Below are 24,164 nucleotides of genomic sequence, written 5' to 3' on the forward strand. Positions count from 1 at the left end.
AAGTTCAGAACAGCACGGCGCGGTGGGCGTAAAGGACACAGCAAACCCGGCAAGCGCAGCAAAACGTCTTGAGGGGCCGGAGCGATTGGCGCCCCGCAGTCTCCAATACGGACAAGGCACGGCGATCAAATCGTACTGTCTCCATCAGGGTCGGGGGCCGGAGCCGGGTCGGGATAGGACACTTGCAAAATATCCAGTTCCTCTTTGCCGGCTGGCGTACGCAGTACCACCGTGTCGCCTTCACGCGCCTTGGTCAAGGCACGGGCGACCGGAGATATCCAGCTGATGCAAGCTTGCAGCGGCTCGGCTTCATCCACCCCAACAATAGTGACGGTGAATTCCTCGCCCTGGCTATCGCTATACGTCACCGTAGCACCGAAAAAAACCTGATCCGGATTAGGCTGCAGGCCAGGGTCCACCACTTCGGCAATTTCCAGCCGCTTGGTCAGAAAACGGATGCGACGGTCAATTTCGCGCAGGCGTTTTTTCCCGTAAAGGTAGTCGCCGTTCTCGGAACGATCCCCGTTAGATGCCGCCCAGGAGACGATTTGTACAACTTCAGGGCGCTCTTTGTTCATCAAGTGCATTAGCTCGGCTCGCAAACGGCGGTAGCCCAGCACGGTCATGTAATTCTTGGTGCCACTGGGCAGCGCACTGGCCGGTGCATCCAGATCGTCGTCGTCCTGATCGGACTCTTTCACAAAGGCTTTGTTCATATGTTTACTGGCTCCTGCTAGAGCCACTCCTGCCAGACAGGTTTCAGTCCCGAAGGCAAAGGTGGCAGACCACCCAAATCAACCCGCCCTTCGCTAGGACCATGAAAATCCGAACCACAGGACACTTCAAAACCGTAGTTGCGTGCTACTTGGGCGTACACGCTGTACTCCTGGGGGGAATGGCTGCCCGTCAGCACTTCGATGCCCACACCGCCCAATTCCAAAAACTGGGTATACAGGGCATGGCTGCGCGTATCGTCCAGTTCGTAACGACCCGGGTGAGCAATAATGGCTTTACCACCGGCATTGCGTATCCAGCCCACTGCTTCTTCCAAACTGGCCCAGACCGTTTCGACAGCGGCGGGCTTACCGTCTGCAAGATAACGCCGAAACGCCTCGTTCATATCCGCACAATAGCCTTGCTGCACCAAATAACGTGCAAAGTGCGTACGGCTTATCAATTCAGGGTTCGCCGCGAAAGGAACCGCGCCTTCATAAGCGTTGGGAAAGCCCAGCTCGGCCAGGCGTTCACCCATACGGCGCGCTCGTAGTTCACGGCCAACGCGAACTTCCTGCAAAGCCTGACATAAGGCGGCGTGCTCGGGATCAACTCCCAAACCCACAATGTGTATGGTTTTCTTGGCCCAGGTGACCGAAATCTCCACCCCGTCCACAAAGCGCATGCCCAGTTCTTGGGCATGTTGACGAGCCAGCTTCAGGCCGCCGATTTCGTCATGGTCCGTCAAGGCCCAGAGCTGCACGCCGTTAGCATGAGCACGCGCGGCCAGTTCCGCGGGGCTGAGCACACCATCTGAATAGATAGAGTGGCAATGCAAATCAACGGGCAAACGGGCCTGAACACTCATAGGGGGCTATCCAGCTAAAAAATAGTCGATGTGGTCGATCTGCTCGGCATTGCGCAGCATGGGCGCATGCCCTACGTTTGGAACCGTTACCAGTTGCGCATTAGGATTGCGTTGCACCATTTCCTGGGCAACCTGCGGGGTCAGCAAATCCGACTCTGCCCCACGCACAATCAACACTTTGTCGGGCAGACCTTCATACGCCCCCCATAGCAAGGCCTGGGCGGCTTCCAGATCTACATCTGCCTGCTGAGCGAAGGCTTGTGACAAGCGCAAATCGTAATGACGACGCCACTTGCCTTCGTGTTCAACAAAAACATGGCGGGACATATCCGCCCACTCTTGCAGGGAATGTTCACCAAACGAGGCTGATACCGAACGCACGTACTCAACCGCCTGATCAAAGGTGTCAAACAGCACGGACTGGCCTACATATTCACTGATGCGCTGCAAGCCTGTCATATCCAATGCCGGGCCCACATCATTGAGCACCACACGGCCCAAGGGCAATTGCAAAGGCTCGGAAGACAAACCAGGGCCGGGACGCGCAGGACGCAGCAACGCGGACATCGCTTGTGCCCCATGCAGCGCCAGGGCAATCAAACCGCCCATCGACGTTCCCACCCAGTCCAGCCGAGCCGGCTTCGAACGGGCAATCAGAACCAAGATATCGGCAACGTATTGGGGAATGGCGTAAGCGGCGGGGTCTACCAGCCAATCGGAACGGCCCCGCCCAACAATATCGGGGGCCACAACGCGATAACGCGTGGACAGGCGCTGAGCCAACTGATCAAAATCCCGGCCCGTACGTGTCAAACCATGCACGCACATCAAGACCTGATCGTTATCGGGATCGCCCCACTCCCAGTACGCCATGCGGTGCGTGCCTGAGGCACTGGCACACATAACCCAATTAAGGCGCGGCTCCTGAAAATCAGTTGTCATGAACGCTCAGACCAGAATTTGACAGATAAAGGACTATTGTAGCCCAGCCGGGAGGCTTTACTGTGCCGTTTATGTCCTGCCCTCAGGGCGGGGCCGGAGACTGCCAATAGCGGGCGTGACGATCACGCTCGCCAAAATAGTACAAGGCAGAGGGCCGAGACTCTACCGTCACGGCCCCCCATTGATCGGTACGCAGGAATAAAGCACCGGAACGCTCCCAGCGGGCTTGAACCTGCGCATGAGGATGGCCAAATCGGTTCCACCAACCTAACTGCGCAATCGCCAGCCCCGCCTGCATGTGCTTGACGAAATGTGCACCGGACGAAGTACGGGAGCCATGATGCCCAACCACTACCACATTTATAGGCCCTAGCCCGGCTGCCACAATGGCCTTTTCCTGAGCCACACCCGCATCCCCCAAAAGCAAAGCGCTATGTCTGGCCCCTTGAACTTCCAGCACACAGCTAATGGCGTTTTTATCCTCCTCGCTTCCATAGGCAGCTTTAAAGTCTTCTGCGTTCGCAGGCGGCCACCAGAAACGAAAACTCACCCCATCTACCTCCCAGCTCACACCCTGCTCGCAAGGCAGAGTCTGCGCAGGACGGCTCACCGAGCCCGGAGCCACACCCAGCAAGCGTTCCTCTCGATTCAAGTGCGCGTCCAAGTCAAAGCTGCTGTACGAACGCGTCACCGGCACCGCCTGCAACACACTGCGTGTGCCGCCCACATGGTCCATATCAGCGTGGGACAACACCAGCGTGTCCACCTGCGCAATTCCCTTCGCTTTCAACCAGGGCGCAATACTGCGTTTGCCTTCGTCCGACTCGGGCCCGTAACGATTCCCCGCATCGAATAAAAGCACCTGACTGCGGGTACGCAAGACAATGGCACTACCCTGCCCCACATCCAAAGCAAACAAATCCCAATCGCCTTCTTGCAATAAAGGAGGACGTATTGCCAGCGCAGGCAGCAGAAGCGACAAGCCACCAAGGCGGGCGACAAAACCTTTAGGCAACAACATCAAAACCACACCCAGCATGGCGAGCACCGTCCAAAACCCATGCTGAGTTGGCACAGGTACGCTAGCCAGACTGCGCTCTGCCAGCCAAACGGTGGGCTTCATTGTGAAATCCAGCACACCATGAGCGACAGCGGCCAAAGCCTCACACCAGTGCTCCGGTGCCTGAAAGGCGGCCAAAATCAGCAAAGCCAATACCAAAGGCGTCACGACCGAGCCGATCAAGGTAATCGCGTAGGCATTGGCCGGCAAAGATGCCAGGGATATTTCATGAAACAAAGGTGCCAATGCGGGCAGCAAAGCCAAGGTAATGAGAAGCTGCAACTGTGTGGCGAACCACAGTCGTCGCCCCCAGCGCCGCCATATCGTCCCGCCGGGCGGCACTTGCCCCAGCAGATAGCCGAAGGCAAAAAGCACAGACACCGCGGTAAAAGAAAGATAAAAGCCTGTGGTCAGCCCAGCCCACGGATCATGCAAGACCACAAGCAGCGCTGCGATCAACAAAGTCCTGCTCGCTCCCAGATGCAAGCCACTTATCCGGCAAAGCCCCACTACCAGCAACATCAAAAAAGTACGTTGTGCAGGCACTCCCCAGCCCGCAATCACACAGTAAGCCCCAGCCCCGGCAAGAGCCACCCAGGTGGCTGCAACTTGAGCGGGAATCCACTCGGCCAGGGCCCAGCTTCTCCAGCGAACGCGTCGCCAGAACCAAGACAGCAGCCCCGCCAGCAAGACGGCCAAAAAAGTGACATGGGTGCCGCTAATAGACACCAGATGCGTTAAACCACTGCGATTGAAGATCAACCAATCTTCGGTGGCGATACTGGCTTGATCGCCCAAGGACAGCGCCAGCATCACTCCGCCCCAGCGTCGTTCCTGCACATAGGGCATCAGCGCACTGCGCAAACGATGACGCAAACGCTCAGACCAGGAGCCCCAAGACTGATCTGGGTCACCGTCCAGCATCTGGGGCTGCCCCCGCACACTGCCTACTGCCCGCCAGCCCTGCGTCATGGCATGGCGTTCCGCATCAAACCCGTGGGGATTACGAGCACCTTGAGGTGGCCGCATCACTAAAGACATACGCCAGCGCTGGCCGGGCATTAAGTCAGGAAAACGCTGGGGAGTTGGCTCTCGGTAAAGGGAATGACGCTGGGGAGCCGTCCACCGCACCAGAATATGTTCAGGCAAGCCGGGCGGCTGGGATTGCAACACTCGGGCTCGAAACTGCCTATAGACCGGCCCTGATTGCACCAAGGACTGTATTTCCAGCTCTACCCGGCTCACTTTATTGATGTCGGCAGGCGGGACAGATTGGCTTAGGCGGTCCTGTATATGCCAAATGCTATAACTCGCCCCCAAACAGCCAGCGACCAAGACCCAGGCAAGAGGAAAGCGCTGTGCCAGTAACCAGGCGATCAGCGCAGCGCCCCCGCCGTACCAGACGGATGCCATCAACACGGATGGGGACAGAAAATGGCTAAAGGTTGCGGCCGCAACAAAAGCGCTTAAACAAACCCGTCCCATCATGGCATTTGCCCTGGCATCACGGCCTCCACGCAAATCTTTAGCGTAGTGGCTCGCGCGGCCTTGGCAGGCAGGCTAGGTCTTGTTTTGCTCCCCTCAGTTTGTACTTAGGGGACTAAGACCCACACGGGCTTGGATAATGTATTTAGTAGCCCTGACTAGCCAAAAAGGCATCCAGACGGGGCAAGACGCGTCGGGCCGTGGCACCCGTCTGGGCAATGACCTCAGCTACGTCCATCTGACGAAGCTCGGCCAAGCTTTCAGCAATCCCTTTGACTTGCCCTGGTTCATTGCGAACCGAGGCCAAGGGCGTACCCGGCTCCACCAGCCAGGACGGGGCCAGATCCGGCGCATCTGTTTCCAGCACGATATCGGCCAGACTCATTTCCTGCGCCAGCCTACGTATCTGTTTGGCACGGCCAAACGTCATGGCGCCGCCAAAGCCCAGGGCACAGCCTTGACGAACAAACATCTGCGCTTGCTGCTCACTGCCATTAAAGGCATGGGCAATGCCGCCCACGCCCGGAAATTGGCGCAAATATTTCAACACGCGATCTTGCGAGCGCCGCACATGCAACAGCACAGGTAGCTCGTAGCGCTGCGCCAGAGCCAATTGAGCTTCGTAAAGCCACTCCTGATGCTGGCTGGCTGCCTCCGTTTTCAGTTCAGGGACAAAATAATCCAGGCCGATTTCACCCAAAGCCACGAAACGCGGGTCATCCAGACGCAACTGGATTTCCTGCTCCAGGGCCTCTATATCTTCACGCCCTGCCTGAGGAGTAAATAAGGGATGAATCCCCAAGGCATAGACGCCGCAAGGCGCGAGCATTGCCGCTTCCCTCGCCTGCTGAAAATCGAACACAGCCACCGATGGCACCACAATCGAGGCCACGCCGGCCGCACGGGCACGCTCAATGACTTGCTCGCGGTCGTGAGCAAACTCGGAGGCATCCAGATGGCAGTGCGTATCAATAAGCATAGCGAGACTCCCCATAAGGATCAGGCCTGCCAGACTAGGGCGAAGACGCAGCCAACTTGGCCACGTCCGGACTGGCTACACAGACCTGCAATCAGGCCTGGGTCTCCTGGGCAAGATAGCCTTTATCCATCACCAGCTGACGGTGAGCCAAAGCCGCCAAGGTCTGATCGTGCGTGACAATGACAAAGGCCGTACCAAACTCTTCATTCACCCGGCTCAGCAATTCAAACATGCCTTCGGCAGTGTAGCGATCCAGGTTCCCGGTGGGTTCGTCAGCCAGTACGCAAGCGGGTCGAGTAACCAGGGCACGAGCCAGAGCCACCCGCTGGCGCTCACCACCGGACAACTGTCCGGGATAGTGATGCACACGCTGGGACAGACCCACTTGTTCAAGAATCTGCTGAGCTTGCTCACGCGCATCTTTACGTTTGAGACGCCGCACAATCAAGGGCATGGCCACATTATCCAGCGCATCAAATTCAGGCAATAAATGGTGGAACTGGTACACAAAGCCCAGCACCTTATTGCGCAACTGGCTGCGTTCGCTTTCGTTCAGCGTTTCAGTCTGCACGCCATTGACTTCAATGCTGCCGGTCGTCGGTTTGTCCAGCAGCCCCAGGGCATGCAGCAAGGTACTCTTGCCCGAACCCGAAGCGCCGATAATGGCCACCATCTCGCCACGGCACACTTCCAGACTGACGTCGGAAAGCACCTGGATGCGGTTGCCGCCTTCCTCGTAATGCACGCTGACATCGCGCGCGCGCAGCACTGTTGGAGCGATGGAATCAGTCATGACGCAGCACCTGTGCAGGTTGGAGCTTGGACGCACGCCAGCTTGGGTACAGCGTGGCCAGGAAAGACAAAGCCAGGGAAACAATGGCAATCAGCACAATGTCGTCAACTTGAGGGTTGGAAGGCAGTTCGCTGATGAAGTAAATCTGCTCGGGCAGGAATTTACGGCCCATCAGGTTCTCGATAAAGGGCACGATCACATCAATGTTGTAGGCAATCAGGGTACCCAGACCCACGCCCAGCAAGGTGCCGATCACCCCGATCAAGGAGCCCTGCACCAAGAAAATGCGGGCGATCTCGCCGGGAGTCGCGCCTATGGTGCGCAAAATAGCAATGTCAGACTGCTTGTCCTTTACGGCCATCACCAAAGAGGACAGCAAGTTAAAGGCAGCCACGGCCACAATCATGGCCAGAATCAAGAACATCATGCGTTTTTCTGTCTGTACGGCAGCAAACCAGGTACGGTTATTCGCCGTCCAGTCCGCCACCATTACAGAGCGCGGCATCGCAAGCGCCAGTTCCTGAGCAATCATGGGAGCCTTCTGCATATCTTTGATACGCAAACGCACACCACTATTGCCGCCGTCACGGAACACCTTAGCCGCATCTTCCACGTTCACAAACGCCAGGCTGGCGTCATATTCGTAATAGCCGGAAGAAAACACGCCCGTTACTGTGAACTGCCGCATACGGGGCGAAAACCCAGCAGGTGAAATTGAACCCTGCGGTGCCATCAGCATGATCGTGTCGCCCGTGCTCACTCGCAGCATATTGGCCAACTGCTCACCCAAAACAATGCCAAAGGTGCCGGGACGCAGGTTTTCGAGGCGTCCCATCACCATTTGCTGGGCCAGCTCGGACACTTTGGTTTCCTGGTCCGGTTCAATACCGCGCACCTGCACACCCAGTAATTGATTGCTGCGCACCAACATGCCCTGCCCGGCCACATAGGGGGCAGAACCCACCACAGCAGGATTGGCCTGGGCTTTCTGGGCCAGCGTCTTCCATTCCTCCAGAACTTGCTGGTGATCGGCATTGCGCACAATCAACTCAATATGCGGCAAGACCGACAGCATGCGATCACGCACCTGGGTCTGAAAACCGTTCATCACTGACAAAACCACAATCAGCGCGGCCACGCCCAAGGCAATCCCCGCCATGGAGCTGCCTGCAATAAAGGAAACGAAACGGTCTTTTCGTCCCCCACGCCGTTTGCGGCCTCGGGCTAGACCGGCATACCGCGCCCCTATCCAAAATTCGTATCCCATGCGAGATGCTATCGCCTCAAAGAAAACACTACAATCGCTGTCATGCAGATCGTAATCAACGGTGCGCTGCCGGAACCGGCCATCGCGCGCGAACTCATTAAACACTTGGCCCAGACCGCCCCCAACTTGGTTCAGTTGATGGGCCAGGGTAAGGGCACGCTGTCGGTACGCGAACCAGCGCTAGAGCTCTGTACGCCAGAACAATCCTGGCTACTGAAGGCTCACGGCTTTACGGCGCACCAAGCCCAGCATCTTAGCGCAGGTCTGGGCCCTTTGCGGCTACGCCAGTTGAAACAAATCCACTCGATAGGGCCTGACGAAGCGGTCTGGCTGGCCGAGTTGGTTCATATCGCACCTTCGCGGGAAGGAGCCATGCTCTTGCCTGCTGCGCAACTGGCCCTGACCGAGTCCTACAGCCGTGCCTTGCTGGATGCTATTCACCCATATCTGGACGGCACAGGCTTTGATTTCGAGTATGTCAGTCCGGAACTGTGGCGCGTCATCCCACCGAAGGATTTTACCGTTGATGCGGCCTCCCCAGAACTGGTCAGCCAAAGCAATTTGAATAATTGGTGGAAGCAGGATGTGCAAACCCGTCCTTGGCGCCGCCTGACCAACGAATTTCAGATGCTGGCTTTTTCCCTGCCAGATAATCAGGAACGCGAACAAGCAGGCCTGCCCACTGTGAACAGCTTGTGGCTGTTTGGTGGTGCTGCCTGTAATCAACTGGGCCCGGAACCGGCCCAGATGCGCATTATTGATGACTTGCAAGACAGCCTGATGCGACAAGACTGGGGCCTGTGGCTGGAACAATTGGCCCAGTTGGATCGCACCGTGCTCGCCCCCCTGGCCGCAGGGCCTGCGCCTGAGTTGGTGCTGACGGGTCCCGATCGCTACGCGCATATCGGTCCGCCCTCGCGCCGTATCTGGCCCATGTCCCTGTTCAAACAAACCTCTAACTGGAGTCAGTGGTGGTCACCCCTATCCTGAAAAACCGTCCCGAACAACAAGCCGCCAGCCTAGCCCTGAAGCAGGCCGGGATTCACGACTTAATGGCGCGCCTGCTGGCCTCGCGTGGTGTTACGGATGCCGCTCAGATCGATCCGGCCTGGCGCAATATGATTCCTCCCAGCCTGCTGACCCAAGCGCGGGAAGCCGCCGTATTACTGGCTGATGCCATCGCTCGACGCGACCGCATGCTGATCATTGCTGACTATGACTGCGATGGCGCTACCGCCTGTGCCGTAGGCCTGCGAGCTTTGCGCAGCATGGGTGCGGTGGTGGACTTTCTGGTTCCCAACCGTTTCGAGACTGGCTATGGCCTGTCGCCCGCGGTAGTGGAACTGGCCGAGCAACATCCCTCGGGCAAACCAGATCTGTTGATCACTGTGGATAACGGCATTGCCAGTATTGATGGTGTGGAAGCCGCGCACATGGCGGGTATGCAGGTTCTGGTCACTGACCACCACTTGCCCGGCGACGAACTGCCCGATGCCTTGGCGATTGTGAATCCCAACCAGCCCGGTTGCGAATTCCCATCCAAGAACCTGGCCGGCGTGGGTGTAATTTTCTATCTGATGTTGGCGTTGCGGGCCGAACTACGCCAACGCGGGGTGTATGAAGCCAATGCAGGTCCTCGACTGAACGAACTGGCGGACCTGGTGGCCTTAGGCACCGTCGCCGACGTGGTCAGCCTGGACGCCAATAACCGCTTGATCGTCACCCAGGGGCTGGAGCGCATGCGCAAAGGCCAGATGCAGGTCGGGTTGCGCGCCCTATTTCAAGTGGCTGGCCGCGATCCGCGTCAGGCCAGTGCGTTTGATTTGGGTTTTGCTCTAGGCCCACGCATTAACGCTGCGGGCCGTCTGGCCGATATGGCTTTGGGTATCCGTTGCCTGATTACCGATGACGAGGACGAAGCCGCGAATCTGGCCCGCGAACTGGAAGACATGAACCAGGACCGGCGCTCCATCGAACAATCCATGCGCGAAGAAGCCCTGCGCGCTGCCGAGTTGGCAGAGCCGGACACCAGCGCCACGGTCTGCGTGTATCACCCTGAATGGCACCAGGGCGTAGTGGGATTGGTGGCCTCGCGTCTTAAAGAAAAGTACTGGCGCCCCACCCTGGCCTTCGCCCAAGGTGACGAAGGTGAGATCAAAGGCTCGGGTCGCTCGATCCCGGATGTGCACCTGCGCGATGCGCTGGACTTAGTGTCCAAGCGCTATCCCGGCCTGATCCTGAAGTTCGGCGGCCACGCGATGGCAGCAGGCCTGACTATTGAGGAAGACAATTACGAAGTCTTTGTGCAAGCGTTTGAAGAAGCGGTTCAGGAACTGACCGGCCGCTACCACTTCGACCCTATCATCGAAACCGACGGCTCGCTGGAGCCCGAGCACATCAACATCACCGTCGCCAGCCTATTACAAAAACAGGTTTGGGGAGCAGGTTTCCCAGCCCCAGTGTTCCGTGACAACTTCTTTGTGCGCCAGCAGCGTTTGCTAAAAAACAAGCACTTAAAGCTAAGTCTGGAGCGCAACGGCGAATACTTCGATGCCATCTGGTTCAACCGCGATACCCTGCTGCCCGAAAATATCGAAGCCGCTTATCGCCTGGATCAGAACGAATGGAATGGCAATGTCAGCGTGCAGTTCATTATTGAATTCGCTCAAGGCCAGGACTAAGCAGTACCGGTTCTGACTAAAGAACCCGCTGTGTTTGCAGCGGGTTTTTTTACGACTCCTCAGGACTTTTTAGCGCCAGGCCGAGTTGGCAAAGTCGCCAGCACCAAACCGGCTAAAGCCAGGGCAAAAGCATACACATGCATGGTGGTAAAGCTTTCCCCCAAGACCAGCACCCCCACCGCCGCCGTACCCAAAGGCATCAACACCATGAAAACAGCCGCTTGCGAGGCCGGTACAGAGCTCACGCCTGTCATCCACAGCCACACTGTCCAGACACTGGCCGCCAGGGAGTAAAACAGAAGTAAAGGCCAGATCCAACCCGCGGGCGCCGTAAAGTCAAAGCCCCAGGCCGCATACAGGCCCAGGGGGGTAATCAGGACCAGGCTGCACAGGTTGATAATTGCGCTGATACGTTTGGGACTCATCACCGCCGTCAGTCGCTTGCCAATGACCGCATAGGCAGACTCACACAGCACGGCACAAAAGATCAGTGCATTACCCAGCCATATTTTGGACGGGTCCAGTTGCTCCACTCCATGATCATCGGCCTGTACCAGGGCCAGCAGGGCAATACCTGCGACCCCCAGCGCCAACGAAGCCCAGGTACGCGGACCTATGCTTTCTTTCAGGAAATACCAGCTGAGCAAGGCCACCATCCCGGGGATGGCAGACAAAATCACCCCGGCCGATACGGCACTGGTCATGCTGATGCCGGTCACCATGCACAGGGTGAACAGGAAATTCCCTAAAAATGATTCCAGAAAAATCAAACCGCGAGTGCGTAGATCCAGCGCAGGTTCCGTGGCGGGTTTGCGCAACCAGCGCAACATGGCCACGGCACCAATGCCAAAACGCAGCCAAGCCAACAAAAACACCGGCAAAGCGGCCACCAAAGGCCGCGTCAAGGCGATATAACTTCCCACTAAAGTCATGGACAGAGCCAAACAGGCATAGGCTGCCAGACGTGATCCCGCTGTATTCACCCACGATCTCCTAATACACACATTTGCAAGGCAACTAATCAAAATACCATGGAGGCCAGGGTCTACAATACGCCCGAGCTCGGCCTTCCAGGATAAAAAAGCAGGGCCGCCCTGTGCCCTTACCGCTCATCACAGCCTGTACCCCGGACCTTACCCAGATCTGTCTACAGTTTTGCCGTGTCATGCCTGCGCTTTATCCCACCCCACCGGAAAGCTGTGTCGCCAGCCCTTAAGCAGGTCTGCGATTGACGGTCCCATCACGCCCGGTCCGACACTGATAGCTCCCCCCTACAACAGACTAATCCGCACCGCGCGGGCCTACCGGCCAGCCGTGCTCCTTGAAGGATATTTCATCATGCAGGCTATCGCCCGCCTGAGCCGTTTTGTTGGCAATACCTTTGCCATCTGGGTTCTACTGTTTGCCGTTCTGGCTTACTACTTTCCTGACCACTATCGCTGGTTGGGCGCTTATATTGTGCCTTTGCTGGGCATCATCATGTTCGGCATGGGGCTGACTTTGTCGCGCCAGGACTTTGCCGAAGTGTTTGTGCGCCCTGGCCGCGTGGCCGTTGGTGTGCTGGGTCAGTTCATCATCATGCCCGGTTTGGCCTGGCTGCTGACTTACGCCTTTTCCCTGCCACCGGAACTGGCCATTGGGGTGATCCTGGTGGGCTGCTGCCCAGGCGGGACCTCCTCCAACGTCATGACCTTTCTGGCCCGTGGCGATCTGGCCCTGTCAGTGGCCATTACTTCGGTAACCACCTTGCTGGCCCCCATCGTGACGCCTGCCCTGATTTACTTCCTGGCCAGCCAATGGCTGGAGGTCAGTGCATCCGCCATGTTCTGGTCCATTGTCCAGGTCGTCATTTTGCCCATCGCGTTGGGCATTATTGTGCAATCTTTGCTGGGTGAAAAGGTTAAAGCCGGTGTTGCTGCTCTGCCCATAATTTCCGTTGTCGCCATCGTAGCTATTGTGGCCGCCGTTGTCGCAGGCAACCAAGCCAAGATCGCCACCAGCGGCCTGTTGGTGTTCACGGTCGTGGTTCTGCACAATATGCTTGGCTACCTCTTGGGCTACGTCCTGGCTCGCCTGACCGGCATGCCGCTGGCCCAACGTAAAACCCTGGCCATTGAAGTGGGCATGCAAAACTCTGGTTTAGGCGTGGCCTTGGCCAGCGCACACTTCTCGCCACTGGCCGCAGTGCCCAGCGCTATTTTCAGCGTCTGGCACAATATTTCCGGTCCTTTGGTCGCGACTATCTTTCGTCGCATGGGCGATGACAAACAGTAAACCCTTGTCATTCCTGCGGGTTTGACCCTGAGCCCGCAAAAGAAAGGGGCGCTCTATCGGGCGCCCCTTTTTATTTCCAGACACATCCAGATATCAAGCCGATGTGCCGTCCTTGAACTGGCTGATGGCCTTGACGACACGACGGGCATCCTCTCGAATGCGCGTCATCAAACCACCTGCCGTTTCACTTAATGCCAGACTATTGCTGACATAGCCCAGACTGCCTTGCATCTGAGTGGCCGCACGCTGAGCCAGTTGCTGGTTTTGCTGCATCAAAGCAGCGATATCCACCGTGAACTGGTGCGTGCGCCCGGCCAGACTACGTACTTCAGAGGCCACCACGGCAAAGCCCTTGCCCTGCGTCCCTGCCCTGGCGGCTTCAATAGCGGCATTCAAGGCCAGAATATTGGTTTGAAACGCAATGCCTTGAATTGAATGCACCATTGCGCCAATCTTGGCAGACTGCTCATTTAAGGCATCAATCTCCTGCCCCGCCTGCTCTAAATGCTGCTCAATCCCCCGCACGGCACCCAGCGTATCCTGCATGGTGGTTTCGCCCTCATGTGCGCCAGCATCCGTATCTTGGGCAATATCCATTGCCAACTGCGCTGCCCGTGACTCTGCGTGATTACGCTCAACTTGAGCGGTAACATCCGTGGCGAACTTCACCACACCATATAAGCAGCCTTGGGCATCGTAGAGGGGGTTATAACTGGCTCGCAGCCAGACTTGGCGACCATCGCGCGTACGGCGGCGAAACTGGTCCGACACAAAGTGGCCCAGGTTCAAGGTGCGCCACAATTGTTGATACTCGGCAGAGTTAAGCTGCTCCGGAAAGCAAAATTTGGCGTGGTGCTGACCTAAGACCTGATCCAGCGTGTAGCCCATCACGGTCAGGAAGTTTGAATTGGCATTCAGAACTTTACCGTTCAAATCAAACTCGATCATGGCGGTGGAGCGTTCAATTGCCGTCAAGACACTGGCTCGTTTGCTTTCTGTCCCCGCCTCGGAACTGACGTCCGTCGCCAGCATCAGAATTCGCTCACCGCCGGCACGTCGCACCAAAGGGGAAAATGTGGCCTGTAACCAATGGTCCCGTCCCTCGCTATCGCTTACCGATAAGCGGGCGCTACCACCGTGCTGACTACTCCACTGCCCCCATTGATGGGAGGCCTGACCCTCGCCCTTGAAGATCTGGCTAAAACTCATGCCCGCCAGATCAGTGGGTTCGATACCCAATAGCTGACACAGCAAAGGGCTACAAGCCTGAATTTGTCCTTGAGCGCTGAATTCAGCTGCCAACATGGTGCCCCACACCGACTGCGCAAAAGGTCCGGACTGCGGCCCTGCGGAAACCCCGGTTCGGGCCTTGAATAAGCGCGTAATAGATAAAGCCATTTTGTTTCTTTTGGATGCAATTCAGACAGTAAGCGGCAGTGTAGCGCCGTCTTCAAGGAAACAGGCGCCTGCCGAACAATTTGCATCCAGGGTGTCGCACGGCACCCACAAGTGGCGTGTTATCAGCTTTTACGTGACGAAACGAAAATACCGCCCACAATCAGCAAAAAGGCGGCACCGTGGTAGAGCTTGGGGGTATCGCCCAAAATAAAGACCGACATCAGGGCCGCAAATACCGGCATCAGATTGACGAAGAAACCGGCAGTGGCCGCCCCCACTCGCTGGACCGCAACCCCCCAGCATCGCAACGCGACCAAAGCTGGGCCAGTACCCACATACAGAATAGCCAGCACCAGCCCCCAGCTCCAGTCGATATGCCAATCGGTGAATTGCCACTCCATCGCCGCAAAAGAACCAGACCAGATCACACCAAAGAACACTTGCGCCATCACGACAGTGGCCCAGGTTTCTGCAATCGCCCCTTCATGGCGACGGGTACTGAGCATCCAGCTGTAGACCGCCCAAGCAATGGTGGCGATCACCATATAGACGTCGCCCGGTACAAAGCTGAAAGCGATCAGCTCGTTCCAGTCAGCCCGCGTCAAGACCAGAACCACGCCCAACAAAGACATCAGGCCCCCGACCAACTGACGCCCGTTCACCGTTGATTTGAAGAACAAGCGCCCAATCACCAGCATCCAGAACGGCAGGCTGGCATTGACCAGCGTGACGTTAATGGGAGAGGAGCTTTGCAGGGCCAGATACTGCAAGGCGTTATAGATTCCTATGCCCAGCAAGCCCAGGATCGAATAGCGTTTCCAATTCGTCCACAGATTGCTGCCACGCCGCAGTACCTGACGACCGACAAACAGCAAAATCGTAAAGGCCACCAGCCAACGGAAAAAATTCAGCGTGATGGGAGGCACCTGATCATGGATCAAGCGCCCCACAATGGCATTACTTGCCCACAGAATGGTTGGCAAAACCAGCAAGGCTGTTGTGCCGGGGGTCAGTTTCTGATTGCTCACAAGCTTGTCCTAAAAAACAGCAACGGCGCAGGTGATCCTTCATCAGGTCAATGTGCGCCGTTACGATTGGCCTTAGTATATAGGCAAGATCGCCCCGCCCTCTATGGCTTTGCTCTGTGGTTTATTGATGCTTGAACTGGTCAATCTTTGACCAATCCATAAATATTATTTATAATCATACAATTGTCCCGTCATGGCGCTAATTGAATTCATTGGCCCATCCCATCCACGCTCGTCTGGCTTTAACAACACCTGACGCAGCTATCCAGGGTAAACCGACCTTGAAACACCCCCACTTTTGGGAATAAGGCTTGACCGAATCAAGCGCCCCAAGTGCATTGCTTGGCACCACGACCATCTCTTTTACCGGCATGGGTCTTCCCCATCTGCCGCGGTATGAGTCCATGCACTTGACAGGTATTGGTGTTTTTGCCCCTAGTCCATGTACGCAGACGCACGGTGTGCTTGCTCCACGTAGACCCCTGTACGAACGACGGGCCCGTTTTCAATTTAATCAACCCAGCCCTGTCTGGAACAAGCCGCTCCTGACAGAACCCGCTTCACCTCGATTTTCACGGGCCTAGTGCAAGCTGGACTCATGACGCCGCTTGTCCGGTTTGTCTGTCCGCCCTTGCTGCTATGCCCTGCCCCGTCCCGCCCTGCTGGGCCAGACGGGAATTATTATTTTTAAAGGAGTCCCGATCTATGGCCAAAGAAGAGCTACTTGAAATGCAAGGTTCCGTTACCGAAATCCTGCCTGACTCGCGCTTTCGTGTCACGCTGGAGAACGGTCATGCCGTCATTGCCTACACAGGCGGCAAGATGCGCAAGCACCACATCCGCATCCTGGCTGGTGATAGTGTCACCCTGGAAATGTCGCCTTACGATTTGAGCAAAGGCCGCATTATTTTCCGCCACTTGCCCAAACGCATTGGCGCACCCTCTGCTCCTCGTCGCAGCCCCCAGCGCCGCTAAGACATATCGCCACACCCCTGTCACAATTAGATGCAAAGATAGGCCCGCATGACAGGGGTGCGGTAGGAGCCAACAGCGCTCGGGCGCACCCCACTCTTTGTGGGAGTCGCCTTGAAGAAATTACTCACGCTTAAAACAGGCTTTATTGCCTATTTTGCGGTTCTGAGCCTGTTTTTAATTCTGATGCTCATTGCTTTGCAGCACTTGAGCAACAGCTTAGAACAACGCAAACACCTGGAAGCGCAGCGCCATCAAACGACCGCGCTCAGCAAAGACTTCAAACGCATCAGTGAATCGATCAGCCGCCAGGCCATCGCCTTCGTTTCCAGCGAACAAGTCGAATTTCAGGATCATTTCCGCCACCTTCTGGCTATCTTCACCGGTACACAAGCTGATCAGGACGGCGTAGCCCAAGCCATGCTGGAGCGCTTTAACGGTCTGGAGCTGGAACCCGCCGAGCAAGACTTGCTGCGTTCAGCCTACGAGCAAACGCTGGAACTGGCCCAAATCCAATCTGAAGCCATCCAAACCGCCAGCGGCCAATTTGAAGAAGGTAACGGCGCCATTCGCATTGCCTTGCCCAACGCCTTGATGGCCAAAGTGCTGGTGTTCAGCCAGCAATACACCCAAGCCTCCTCCCAGATCACCTCCACTCTGGATCAATTCGAGCATCAGTTCGGCGAACGCCTGGACAACTCGCTAAAACAGGCTGGCCGCAGCAGTGATCACGCTTTCGGTTTGGCCCTGGCGGCTCTGGCCTTGTTTTTCATCGCCAGCACCTTGGCTTTGCGCCTGCTTTATCAGTCCATCAAACAACCTTTGGATCAAGGCGCGAATCTTGCCAAAGAATTGGCCCAAGGCAGACTTAATGCCCAGCTTGTTGTACGTCGTCACGATGAATTTGGCACCTTGCTGACTGCTCTGAACGGCATTGGTCAGGGTGTACAAACGGTGGTGCATCAAATCCGTGAACAAACCCGCTTGATCCGTGACGGCTCGCAGGACATTGTGCTGAGCAGTCAGAGCCTGAGTGAACAGATTCAAGAGCAATCCACCGAACTGAATCACACGGTCAAAACCATGACTCAGTTAGCTGACACGGTGCGACAGAATGCCCAACAGGCCCAAACCGCCGACCAACTGGCGCAAGACACCTCCAGCCAGGTAGAGCAAGGCAGTCAGGCTTCTCGCCGCCTGCTTGATACCATCAACGCTATTGCCGACAGCTCGCACAAAATGAGCGAGATCACCAAGCTGATCCGCAGCATTGCTTTCCAGACCAATATCCTGGCCTTGAATGCGGCCGTCGAGGCTGCCCGAGCTGGCGTACACGGCCATGGTTTTGCGGTGGTCGCCGCTGAGGTACGCAATCTGGCCCTGCGCTCTACAGATGCCTTGCATCAGATCGCCACGCTGATCTCCAGTTCCGTTGAACAAACCGAGCAAAGCTCGGCCGCTGCCCGCAGCATGGCGCAGGTTATGGTAAGTACACAACACAAGGTCCATGAAATGCGCGGCATTGTGGCTCATATCGCTCAAGCCTCTCAAGACCAGGCCACCCATATCGAATCCGTGAACCAGGTCATGACGCGCCTGGACCAGCAAGGTCAGGCCAACCGCCAAAGGGTCGAGCACAGCGCCAGAACAGCCCAAGAGCAGCTGGAACAGGCTACGGTACTGGCTCAGGTAGTGGCTCACTTCAGCCTGGATAATGTCATTTCCGATACCCCAAAACCTGCCCGGCCCACTGCATCAGGACGGGGCATTGAGCGATCTGGCGCAGCCTACCGCCCACAGGCCTGCCCAATGTCCAGTTCCTGATATGCCAATACGTGCCATAGGCCGCCGATAAGGGTAAAATCGGAAGTTTGCCGCGCGCCCCACAATTGAGTGGCGCAGACTGGCACCTCAAACATAGGAAAGCCGTTAAATCATGGAATCGGAACGACTTAATCAACTGGAAGCCCGCCTGGCCGATTATTCGGAGCGGGAAAATGCACTACGGAGGTATCTTTGACTACGATGAAAAAGCTCATCGTTTGCACGTAGTCAATGCCGAACTAGAAGATCCCAACGTCTGGGATAACCCACAGCACGCTCAAGATCTGGGCCGCGAAAAGAAGAGCCTGGAAAATGTGGTGCACGTGCTGGACGCCTTGCACACGGGCCTGAAAGATTCGCAGGACCTGTTTGAGCTGGCCGCGATGGACGATGACGATGACACCATCGCCGCCATCGAAGAAGATTGTGCCGCCATGGCCAGCCGCATTGAAGAGCTGGAGTTTCGCCGCATGTTCTCCAACCCTGCCGACCCCCTGAATTGCTTTATGGATATTCAGGCTGGCGCGGGTGGTACCGAGGCCCAGGACTGGGCTTCCATGCTGCTGCGCATGTATGTGCGCTATGCCGAGCACAAAGGCTTCAAGGCTGAGATTCTGGAACAGTCCGATGGGGATGTCGCCGGTATCAAATCGGCGTCGATCAAAATTGAAGGCGATTACGCCTACGGTTTTCTGCGTACCGAAACCGGCGTACACCGCCTGGTTCGCAAGAGCCCCTTTGACTCCTCCAACGGTCGCCACACCTCGTTTACCAGTGTATTTGTGTACCCGGAAATTGACGACTCCTTTGAGGTTGAAGTCAATCCGGCCGATCTGCGTATCGACACCTACCGCGCCAGTGGTGCCGGTGGTCAGCACATTAACAAAACCGACTCGGCCGTTCGTATTACCCACGAGCCCAGCGGTATTGTGGTGCAGTGCCAGAACGATCGCTCGCAGCACCGTAACCGTGCCGAAGCCATGCAGATGCTGAAGTCGCGCCTGTACGAGCTGGAAATGCGCAACCGCATGGCCGCGCAGCAAAAACTGGAAGACTCCAAGAGCGATGTAGGTTGGGGTCACCAGATCCGCTCCTACGTTCTGGACCAAAGCCGCATCAAGGACTTGCGTACCAATCTGGAAATGTCCAATACGCAAAAAGTCCTGGATGGCGATCTGGACCCCTTTATTCAGGCCAGCCTGAAACAAGGTATCTAATATGCACGCTTCCACGCTGACCGTTCTAAGCGGTGCCTCGCGCGGCCTGGGCCTGGCCCTGGCACGTCAGGCACTGGCAGCAGGCCATCAGTTAATCACCCTGTCCCGCAGCCAACTGCAACTGGATGCCCCACAAGGGTCTCATCAGCACCTGCAAGTGGATCTGGCCAGCGCGGAAGGCGCACAACAGGCTGCCAAGGCTCTTCAGGCCTTGCTCAGCCAGTCCCAGGCTCAACGCTATGTGCTCATTAACAATGCCGGCACCGTTGATCCCGTTGGGCAGGCCAGCCACCTGCTCGATGCCCAGGCCATTACACAGGCGCTGCAATTGAACCTTGCCAGTGTCATGAGCCTGACCGCCGCCTTTTTACAAGGCGCCCCTCAGGATGCCCAGCGACAGGTGCTCAATATCTCCTCGGGTGCAGGCCGCAACCCCGTATCTGGCTGGGCGGTGTATGGGTCCAGCAAAGCCGCACTGGACTTTTATACGCAAACCCTGAAGCTGGAAAACCCCGAACTGGCAGTCTGCTCCTTGGCCCCTGGCGTGGTGGATACCGATATGCAAAGCCATATCCGTAGCCACAATCGCGACCAGTTTCCGAACCTGAGCCGCTTTATTGATCTGCATCAGCAGGGTCAGCTAAGTAGCCCAGAAGAGACCGCCGAGCGGATTTTGCGCCATCTCGACAGCCCAGCTTTTGGCCAGCACATCCTGGATGACATCCGCCACTACGAATAAGTACCGAAACAATGACTGAACCGCTAGACACTTCCGCACCCGTCGTAGACGAAAACCGCCTGATCGCCGAGCGCCGTTCCAAACTGGACCGCGTACGCGAAAACGGTATCGCCTACCCGAACGATTTCCGCCCTGATGCGCATGCCGCCGAGCTGCACAGCCAGTACGGCGAGCAAGACAAAGATGCTCTGGCCCAAACTGCCAAGACGGTGAAAGTCGCTGGCCGCATGATGCTCAAACGCGTCATGGGTAAAGCTAGTTTCGCCACACTGCAAGACGCGTCGGGCCGTATCCAGATCTATCTGGACAAAGCGGCTCTGGGCGAAGAAAGCTATGCGGAATTCAAGGGCCTGGACATTGGCGATATCCTGGCCGTGGAAGGCACGGTCTTCAAGACCAATAAAGGGGAGCTGTCAGTACACGCCAGCGGCGTGCGCTTGCTGGCCAAATCCCTGCGCCCCCTGCCAGATAAATTCCACGGTCTGGCTGACCAGGAATTGAAATACCGTCAACGCTATGTTGACCTGATCATGGGCGAAGACACCCGCCAGACCTTCCTGGCGCGCAGCAAAGTCATGAGCAGCCTGCGCCAGCACATGGCCCAGGCCGACTTTCTGGAAGTGGAAACCCCCATGCTGCACCCTATTCCGGGTGGCGCATCGGCTAAACCTTTCGTGACTCATCACAATGCGCTGGACATGGAAATGTACCTGCGTATTGCTCCTGAGCTGTATCTGAAGCGTTTGATCGTGGGTGGCTTCGAGCGCGTGTTCGAAATCAACCGCAATTTCCGTAACGAAGGTGTCAGCCCGCGTCACAACCCTGAATTCACCATGATGGAGTTCTACGCAGCCTACACGGACTACCAGTGGCTGATGGATTTCACCGAGAACCTGATTCGTGAAGCCGCGATCAGCGCTCGTGGTACCGCCACTTTGCAGTACCAGGAACGCGAACTGGATCTGAGCTTGCCGTTTGATCGTCTGACGATTACCGGCGCTATCTTGAAGTACGCCCCTTCCTACACGCTGGAGCAACTGCAAGACATCGCTTTCCTGCGCACCGAACTGGCCCGCAAGAAAGTGGACGTAAACGCTCCCCCGCTGCGTGATGCTGGCCTGGGCGCTTTGCAACTGGCCCTGTTTGAAGAGACCGCGGAAGCCCAGTTGTGGCACCCGACTTTCATCATTGACTACCCGGTAGAAGTGTCCCCATTGGCGCGCGCTTCAGACACTCAGGACGGTATTACTGAGCGCTTCGAACTGTTCATTACCGGACGCGAAATTGCGAACGGCTTCTCGGAGTTGAACGACCCCGAAGACCAGGCTGCCCGCTTCCAGGCTCAGGTTCAAGCCAAGGATGCAGGCGACGAAGAAGCCATGTTCTACGACGCTGATTACATCCGCGCTCTGGAATACGGCATGCCTCCTACAGGCGGCTGCGGGATTGGTATCGACCGCCTGGTGATGTTGCTGACCGATAGCCCTGCTATTCGCGACGTGATTCTGTTCCCTCATCTGCGCCGCGAAGACTAATCGCGATCCAGAACGAAAAAGGCGCGGCATTGTCCGCGCCTTTTTTGGCCTAGCTATTCATCCCTATGCAGACCTCCTGCATGGGCGAGATCAGCCCCACCTCACCGCATCACGCGCGTCACTACCGAATCAAGCCCCAAGCTATAGCAGCAACTCACTCAGGTGTGATGCCGGCAAGCGCTGCCACTTCGCGAAACAAGGCGATGTCACGCGCCACGATCTGATCAAGTGACTCTGCTGAGCCCGGCGCGATGACAAAGCCCAGCTCCTCCAGAGGCGCAGCGAACTCACGTGAACGCAGCACACCCGTAATATCGCGATTAAGGCGAGCCACCACATCATCCGGGGTAGCACGGGGAACAAAGATCCCCTGCCAGCTCTCAATTACAAAGTCCGGTACACCCAGCTCCTGAAAGGTCGGAACATCTGGCAGAACCTTAGAGCGCTGTGGCGATGTGACCGCTAGAGGCACAAGCTCACGGCTCTGCACGTTCTGAGTCGCCGCCGAGATATCGATGAGCGCGCCATCCACATGCCCGCCCAGTATGTCCAGCACAGCCGGTGCCCCGCCTGCATAGGGAATATTATTGGTGCTCGTGCCCAAACGCTGATTAAGCAACTCGACGGCAAGATGATAGATGCTGCCGTGGCCGATCGGCAGCGCCGCAGAGACCTCGCCCGGACGCCGCTTAAGCAATGCAAGGTATTCGTCAAAGCGAGTAATGCCTAGACCCGGACGTACTACCAGCACCTGCGAATTAACGATAGTGCGGGTTACACCGCGCACATCGGTCTCGCGGTAAGGTAGCTTGCGCCCGAGCGCCGCATTGATTGCTAGCTGATCACCGCTAGATAGCAGGGTGTGACCTGTCGGTGCCGCGCGAACTACTCGGTTGACGCCAAGGCTGGTGTGGGCACCTGGCACATTGTCCACAATTACGGTTTGCTGCCACAACTCGGTAAGGCTTTGTCCGAGCATCCGCGCTATCCGGTCAGCATTGCCACCCGGATTAACCGGAACAACGATGCGCACTGGCCCCGACGGAAAGGCATCAACCGGCTGTGCAAGTGCCGGAGCCGCAGCAAACGCGGCGCTAATTGATGAAGCAGCGCCACCAAGCCGGGTAAGAACTCCCGCGCCAGTGGCTTTCAGAAGCATGCGACGATTCAAGCCCACCTCCTATAGCGACATACAAACCCATGATCCGCAGTCTAGTGAACACTTGCTCACTATTCAAGTAGACCTTGAAGGCCCCTGCCCTAGCCCTCAGAATTGCCAGACGGCAGTCATGCTGAAAAGAAAAAAGGACGCTTTAAAGCGTCCTTTTTATTGCCTGCACAACAAGGCGATTACAACTTACGGCACCTAGGCGGCTAGTGCGACTGAGCTGACTTAGTTCTGCTGCCTCATGCCTGTTAGTTAAATTCCACTGCTTCGATCTTGCGGGCTTATCCTGATTCTTTCGTGCCCGCTGGACCCTTACCTTGTGCCCATCCAGTGCAATCAATCCACCGGCAAACGAATCACGGCTTGCGCCCACTTGTGGGCCACCTCTGGCGACGAGAAGCACGATGCCTTGTCAGCCACCACACGTACAGCGCGCTCCAGCAACTGGATGTCGGCTTCGTGCTGACGAGCTACGTGCGGGTCTTCAAAGAAGATCACACGCTGACAACGGTTTTCCAGCACCAGCTCCGCAATCTGCGCGTCGCCACCTAATGGGCCGCTTAGGTAAGACTGAATCCAGGGCGTATCTTTAGGCCAGCCCTTGGACCAGGCCAGCTGGTTCAGCAAAGTACTGGTGGTTCCCGTTCCCACACGCTGCCCAAAGCGGGACAACAGATCAAAATGCTTGTCGGCAAACTCGATCATCTTGTCCTTGAGTGCATCGTGCGCAATCATGGCCAAGGTCTGGTTGGGGAAGTCAAAAATACGTTTGCAACTGGAATCGGGCCACAGGCCACGGCTGACGCGCTCGACTTCAATCCACTCAATCGCGCCCATCAGTGTAGAAATGAAGGGACGACCGTGCGTGATGCATTGGCGCTTCAGTGCCAAGGCTTCAGGGAAGATGGAGGAAGGATCAACCGGGTCGATCAGATAAATGGCGCCATCAAAAGGAGGCGTACCATCCGGGTATTGCGTTACCCGCGCCACCAGCTTCATCAAGCCGCCATCACGACCATAAGGGTAGCGAACCAGGCCGCCATACCCTTCCAGCAGGCCGGAACGCTCAATCGCGTTACAGGTACGTCCTACTGTGTAGAGCTCAATTTCCAATTCGCGAATACCGCTGGCTGAGCGCCGCAACCACTGAAACAAAGCCGCATCTGCCGAATCATGGTGCAATTGATTGGCCGCCAAACCGAAACGTAATGACATGGGTT

General features: G+C 56.8%; 20 protein-coding genes. 8 read left to right on the plus strand and 12 right to left on the minus strand.

All coding sequences use genetic code 11. From position 1 onward, the window contains the following. Positions 1–125: 125 nt before the first annotated feature. The 7 genes from greB to AC1RSM_RS06765 form a co-directional block, all read right to left on the minus strand. Positions 126–716 carry a transcription elongation factor GreB gene (greB, locus tag AC1RSM_RS06735; protein ID WP_492930702.1) on the minus strand — a complete coding sequence of 197 codons (591 nt, stop codon included), beginning with the start codon at positions 714–716 and terminating at the stop codon, positions 126–128. A gap of 17 nt (positions 717–733) precedes the next feature. Continuing rightward, a complete protein-coding gene (locus AC1RSM_RS06740) occupies positions 734–1,582 on the minus strand; it encodes a 3',5'-nucleoside bisphosphate phosphatase (RefSeq protein WP_492930704.1) in 849 nt (282 codons plus the stop codon). A gap of 6 nt (positions 1,583–1,588) precedes the next feature. Continuing rightward, positions 1,589–2,485 carry an alpha/beta fold hydrolase gene (locus tag AC1RSM_RS06745; protein WP_492931483.1) on the minus strand — a complete coding sequence of 299 codons (897 nt, stop codon included), beginning with the start codon at positions 2,483–2,485 and terminating at the stop codon, positions 1,589–1,591. A 121-nt stretch (positions 2,486–2,606) separates the two neighbouring features. Beyond that, on the minus strand, positions 2,607–5,072 hold the full coding sequence (locus AC1RSM_RS06750) for a DNA internalization-related competence protein ComEC/Rec2 (protein WP_492930706.1): 2,466 nt from the start codon (positions 5,070–5,072) through the stop codon (positions 2,607–2,609). 142 nt (positions 5,073–5,214) lie between these two features. Further along, positions 5,215–6,048: a TatD family hydrolase gene (locus AC1RSM_RS06755; protein ID WP_492930708.1), complete on the minus strand. Its 834-nt coding sequence runs from the start codon at positions 6,046–6,048 to the stop codon at positions 5,215–5,217. 91 nt (positions 6,049–6,139) lie between these two features. After that, positions 6,140–6,841 carry a lipoprotein-releasing ABC transporter ATP-binding protein LolD gene (gene lolD, locus AC1RSM_RS06760; RefSeq protein ID WP_492930710.1) on the minus strand — a complete coding sequence of 234 codons (702 nt, stop codon included), beginning with the start codon at positions 6,839–6,841 and terminating at the stop codon, positions 6,140–6,142. After that, positions 6,834–8,108 carry a lipoprotein-releasing ABC transporter permease subunit gene (locus tag AC1RSM_RS06765; protein WP_492930712.1) on the minus strand — a complete coding sequence of 425 codons (1,275 nt, stop codon included), beginning with the start codon at positions 8,106–8,108 and terminating at the stop codon, positions 6,834–6,836. The genes lolD and AC1RSM_RS06765 overlap by 8 nt, the downstream gene beginning before the upstream one ends. Positions 8,109–8,150: 42 nt before the next feature. Between AC1RSM_RS06765 and AC1RSM_RS06770 the strand changes: the two genes are divergently transcribed. Both AC1RSM_RS06770 and recJ read left to right on the plus strand, forming a co-directional pair. After that, positions 8,151–9,098: a hypothetical protein gene (locus AC1RSM_RS06770; protein ID WP_492930714.1), complete on the plus strand. Its 948-nt coding sequence runs from the start codon at positions 8,151–8,153 to the stop codon at positions 9,096–9,098. Further along, positions 9,080–10,789 carry a single-stranded-DNA-specific exonuclease RecJ gene (recJ, locus tag AC1RSM_RS06775; RefSeq protein ID WP_492930716.1) on the plus strand — a complete coding sequence of 570 codons (1,710 nt, stop codon included), beginning with the start codon at positions 9,080–9,082 and terminating at the stop codon, positions 10,787–10,789. Before AC1RSM_RS06770 ends, recJ begins: the two co-directional genes overlap by 19 nt. Positions 10,790–10,848: 59 nt before the next feature. Here the strand turns inward: recJ and AC1RSM_RS06780 are convergent, their stop codons facing one another. Then, positions 10,849–11,772, minus strand: coding sequence for a DMT family transporter (locus AC1RSM_RS06780; protein WP_492930718.1), 924 nt, complete (start codon positions 11,770–11,772; stop codon positions 10,849–10,851). Between the two features lie 355 nt (positions 11,773–12,127). On the opposite strand from AC1RSM_RS06780, the gene AC1RSM_RS06785 reads away from it, so the two are divergent. Beyond that, positions 12,128–13,063: a bile acid:sodium symporter family protein gene (locus AC1RSM_RS06785; RefSeq protein WP_492930720.1), complete on the plus strand. Its 936-nt coding sequence runs from the start codon at positions 12,128–12,130 to the stop codon at positions 13,061–13,063. Between the two features lie 93 nt (positions 13,064–13,156). Here the strand turns inward: AC1RSM_RS06785 and AC1RSM_RS06790 are convergent, their stop codons facing one another. Then, complete coding sequence (locus tag AC1RSM_RS06790; protein ID WP_492930722.1) at positions 13,157–14,461, minus strand: methyl-accepting chemotaxis protein; 1,305 nt, start codon at positions 14,459–14,461, stop codon at positions 13,157–13,159. Positions 14,462–14,583: 122 nt separating this feature from the next. Further along, a complete protein-coding gene (locus AC1RSM_RS06795) occupies positions 14,584–15,489 on the minus strand; it encodes a DMT family transporter (protein WP_492930724.1) in 906 nt (301 codons plus the stop codon). A 705-nt stretch (positions 15,490–16,194) separates the two neighbouring features. On the opposite strand from AC1RSM_RS06795, the gene infA reads away from it, so the two are divergent. The 5 genes from infA to lysS all read left to right on the plus strand — a co-directional run bounded on the left by infA (position 16,195) and on the right by lysS (position 21,776). Further along, entirely contained in the window at positions 16,195–16,464 is a 270-nt protein-coding gene (gene infA, locus AC1RSM_RS06800; protein ID WP_492930726.1) for a translation initiation factor IF-1, read from the plus strand. Between the two features lie 111 nt (positions 16,465–16,575). Next, entirely contained in the window at positions 16,576–18,285 is a 1,710-nt protein-coding gene (locus AC1RSM_RS06805) for a methyl-accepting chemotaxis protein (protein WP_492930728.1), read from the plus strand. A 112-nt stretch (positions 18,286–18,397) separates the two neighbouring features. Next, positions 18,398–19,502 (plus strand): peptide chain release factor 2 gene (gene prfB, locus AC1RSM_RS06810; protein ID WP_492930730.1). Its coding sequence is split into 2 segments (ribosomal slippage): positions 18,398–18,478 and positions 18,480–19,502, totalling 1,104 coding nucleotides; the frame shifts between segments, so codons are not numbered across the junction. Between the two features lies 1 nt (position 19,503). Continuing rightward, positions 19,504–20,241: an SDR family NAD(P)-dependent oxidoreductase gene (locus tag AC1RSM_RS06815; RefSeq protein WP_492930732.1), complete on the plus strand. Its 738-nt coding sequence runs from the start codon at positions 19,504–19,506 to the stop codon at positions 20,239–20,241. 11 nt (positions 20,242–20,252) lie between these two features. Beyond that, entirely contained in the window at positions 20,253–21,776 is a 1,524-nt protein-coding gene (gene lysS / locus AC1RSM_RS06820) for a lysine--tRNA ligase (RefSeq protein ID WP_492930734.1), read from the plus strand. A gap of 154 nt (positions 21,777–21,930) precedes the next feature. On the opposite strand, the gene AC1RSM_RS06825 is transcribed toward lysS, so the two are convergent. Together AC1RSM_RS06825 and AC1RSM_RS06830 are read right to left on the minus strand one after the other, a co-directional pair. Then, positions 21,931–22,953 (minus strand): Bug family tripartite tricarboxylate transporter substrate binding protein, encoded by a 1,023-nt coding sequence (locus tag AC1RSM_RS06825; protein ID WP_492930736.1) that lies wholly within the window; start codon positions 22,951–22,953, stop codon positions 21,931–21,933. 327 nt (positions 22,954–23,280) lie between these two features. Then, complete coding sequence (locus AC1RSM_RS06830; protein ID WP_492930738.1) at positions 23,281–24,159, minus strand: methylglyoxal synthase; 879 nt, start codon at positions 24,157–24,159, stop codon at positions 23,281–23,283. Positions 24,160–24,164: the final 5 nt, after the last annotated feature.

This window comes from Alcaligenes sp. GW821-FHT11D07 (assembly GCF_058808495.1).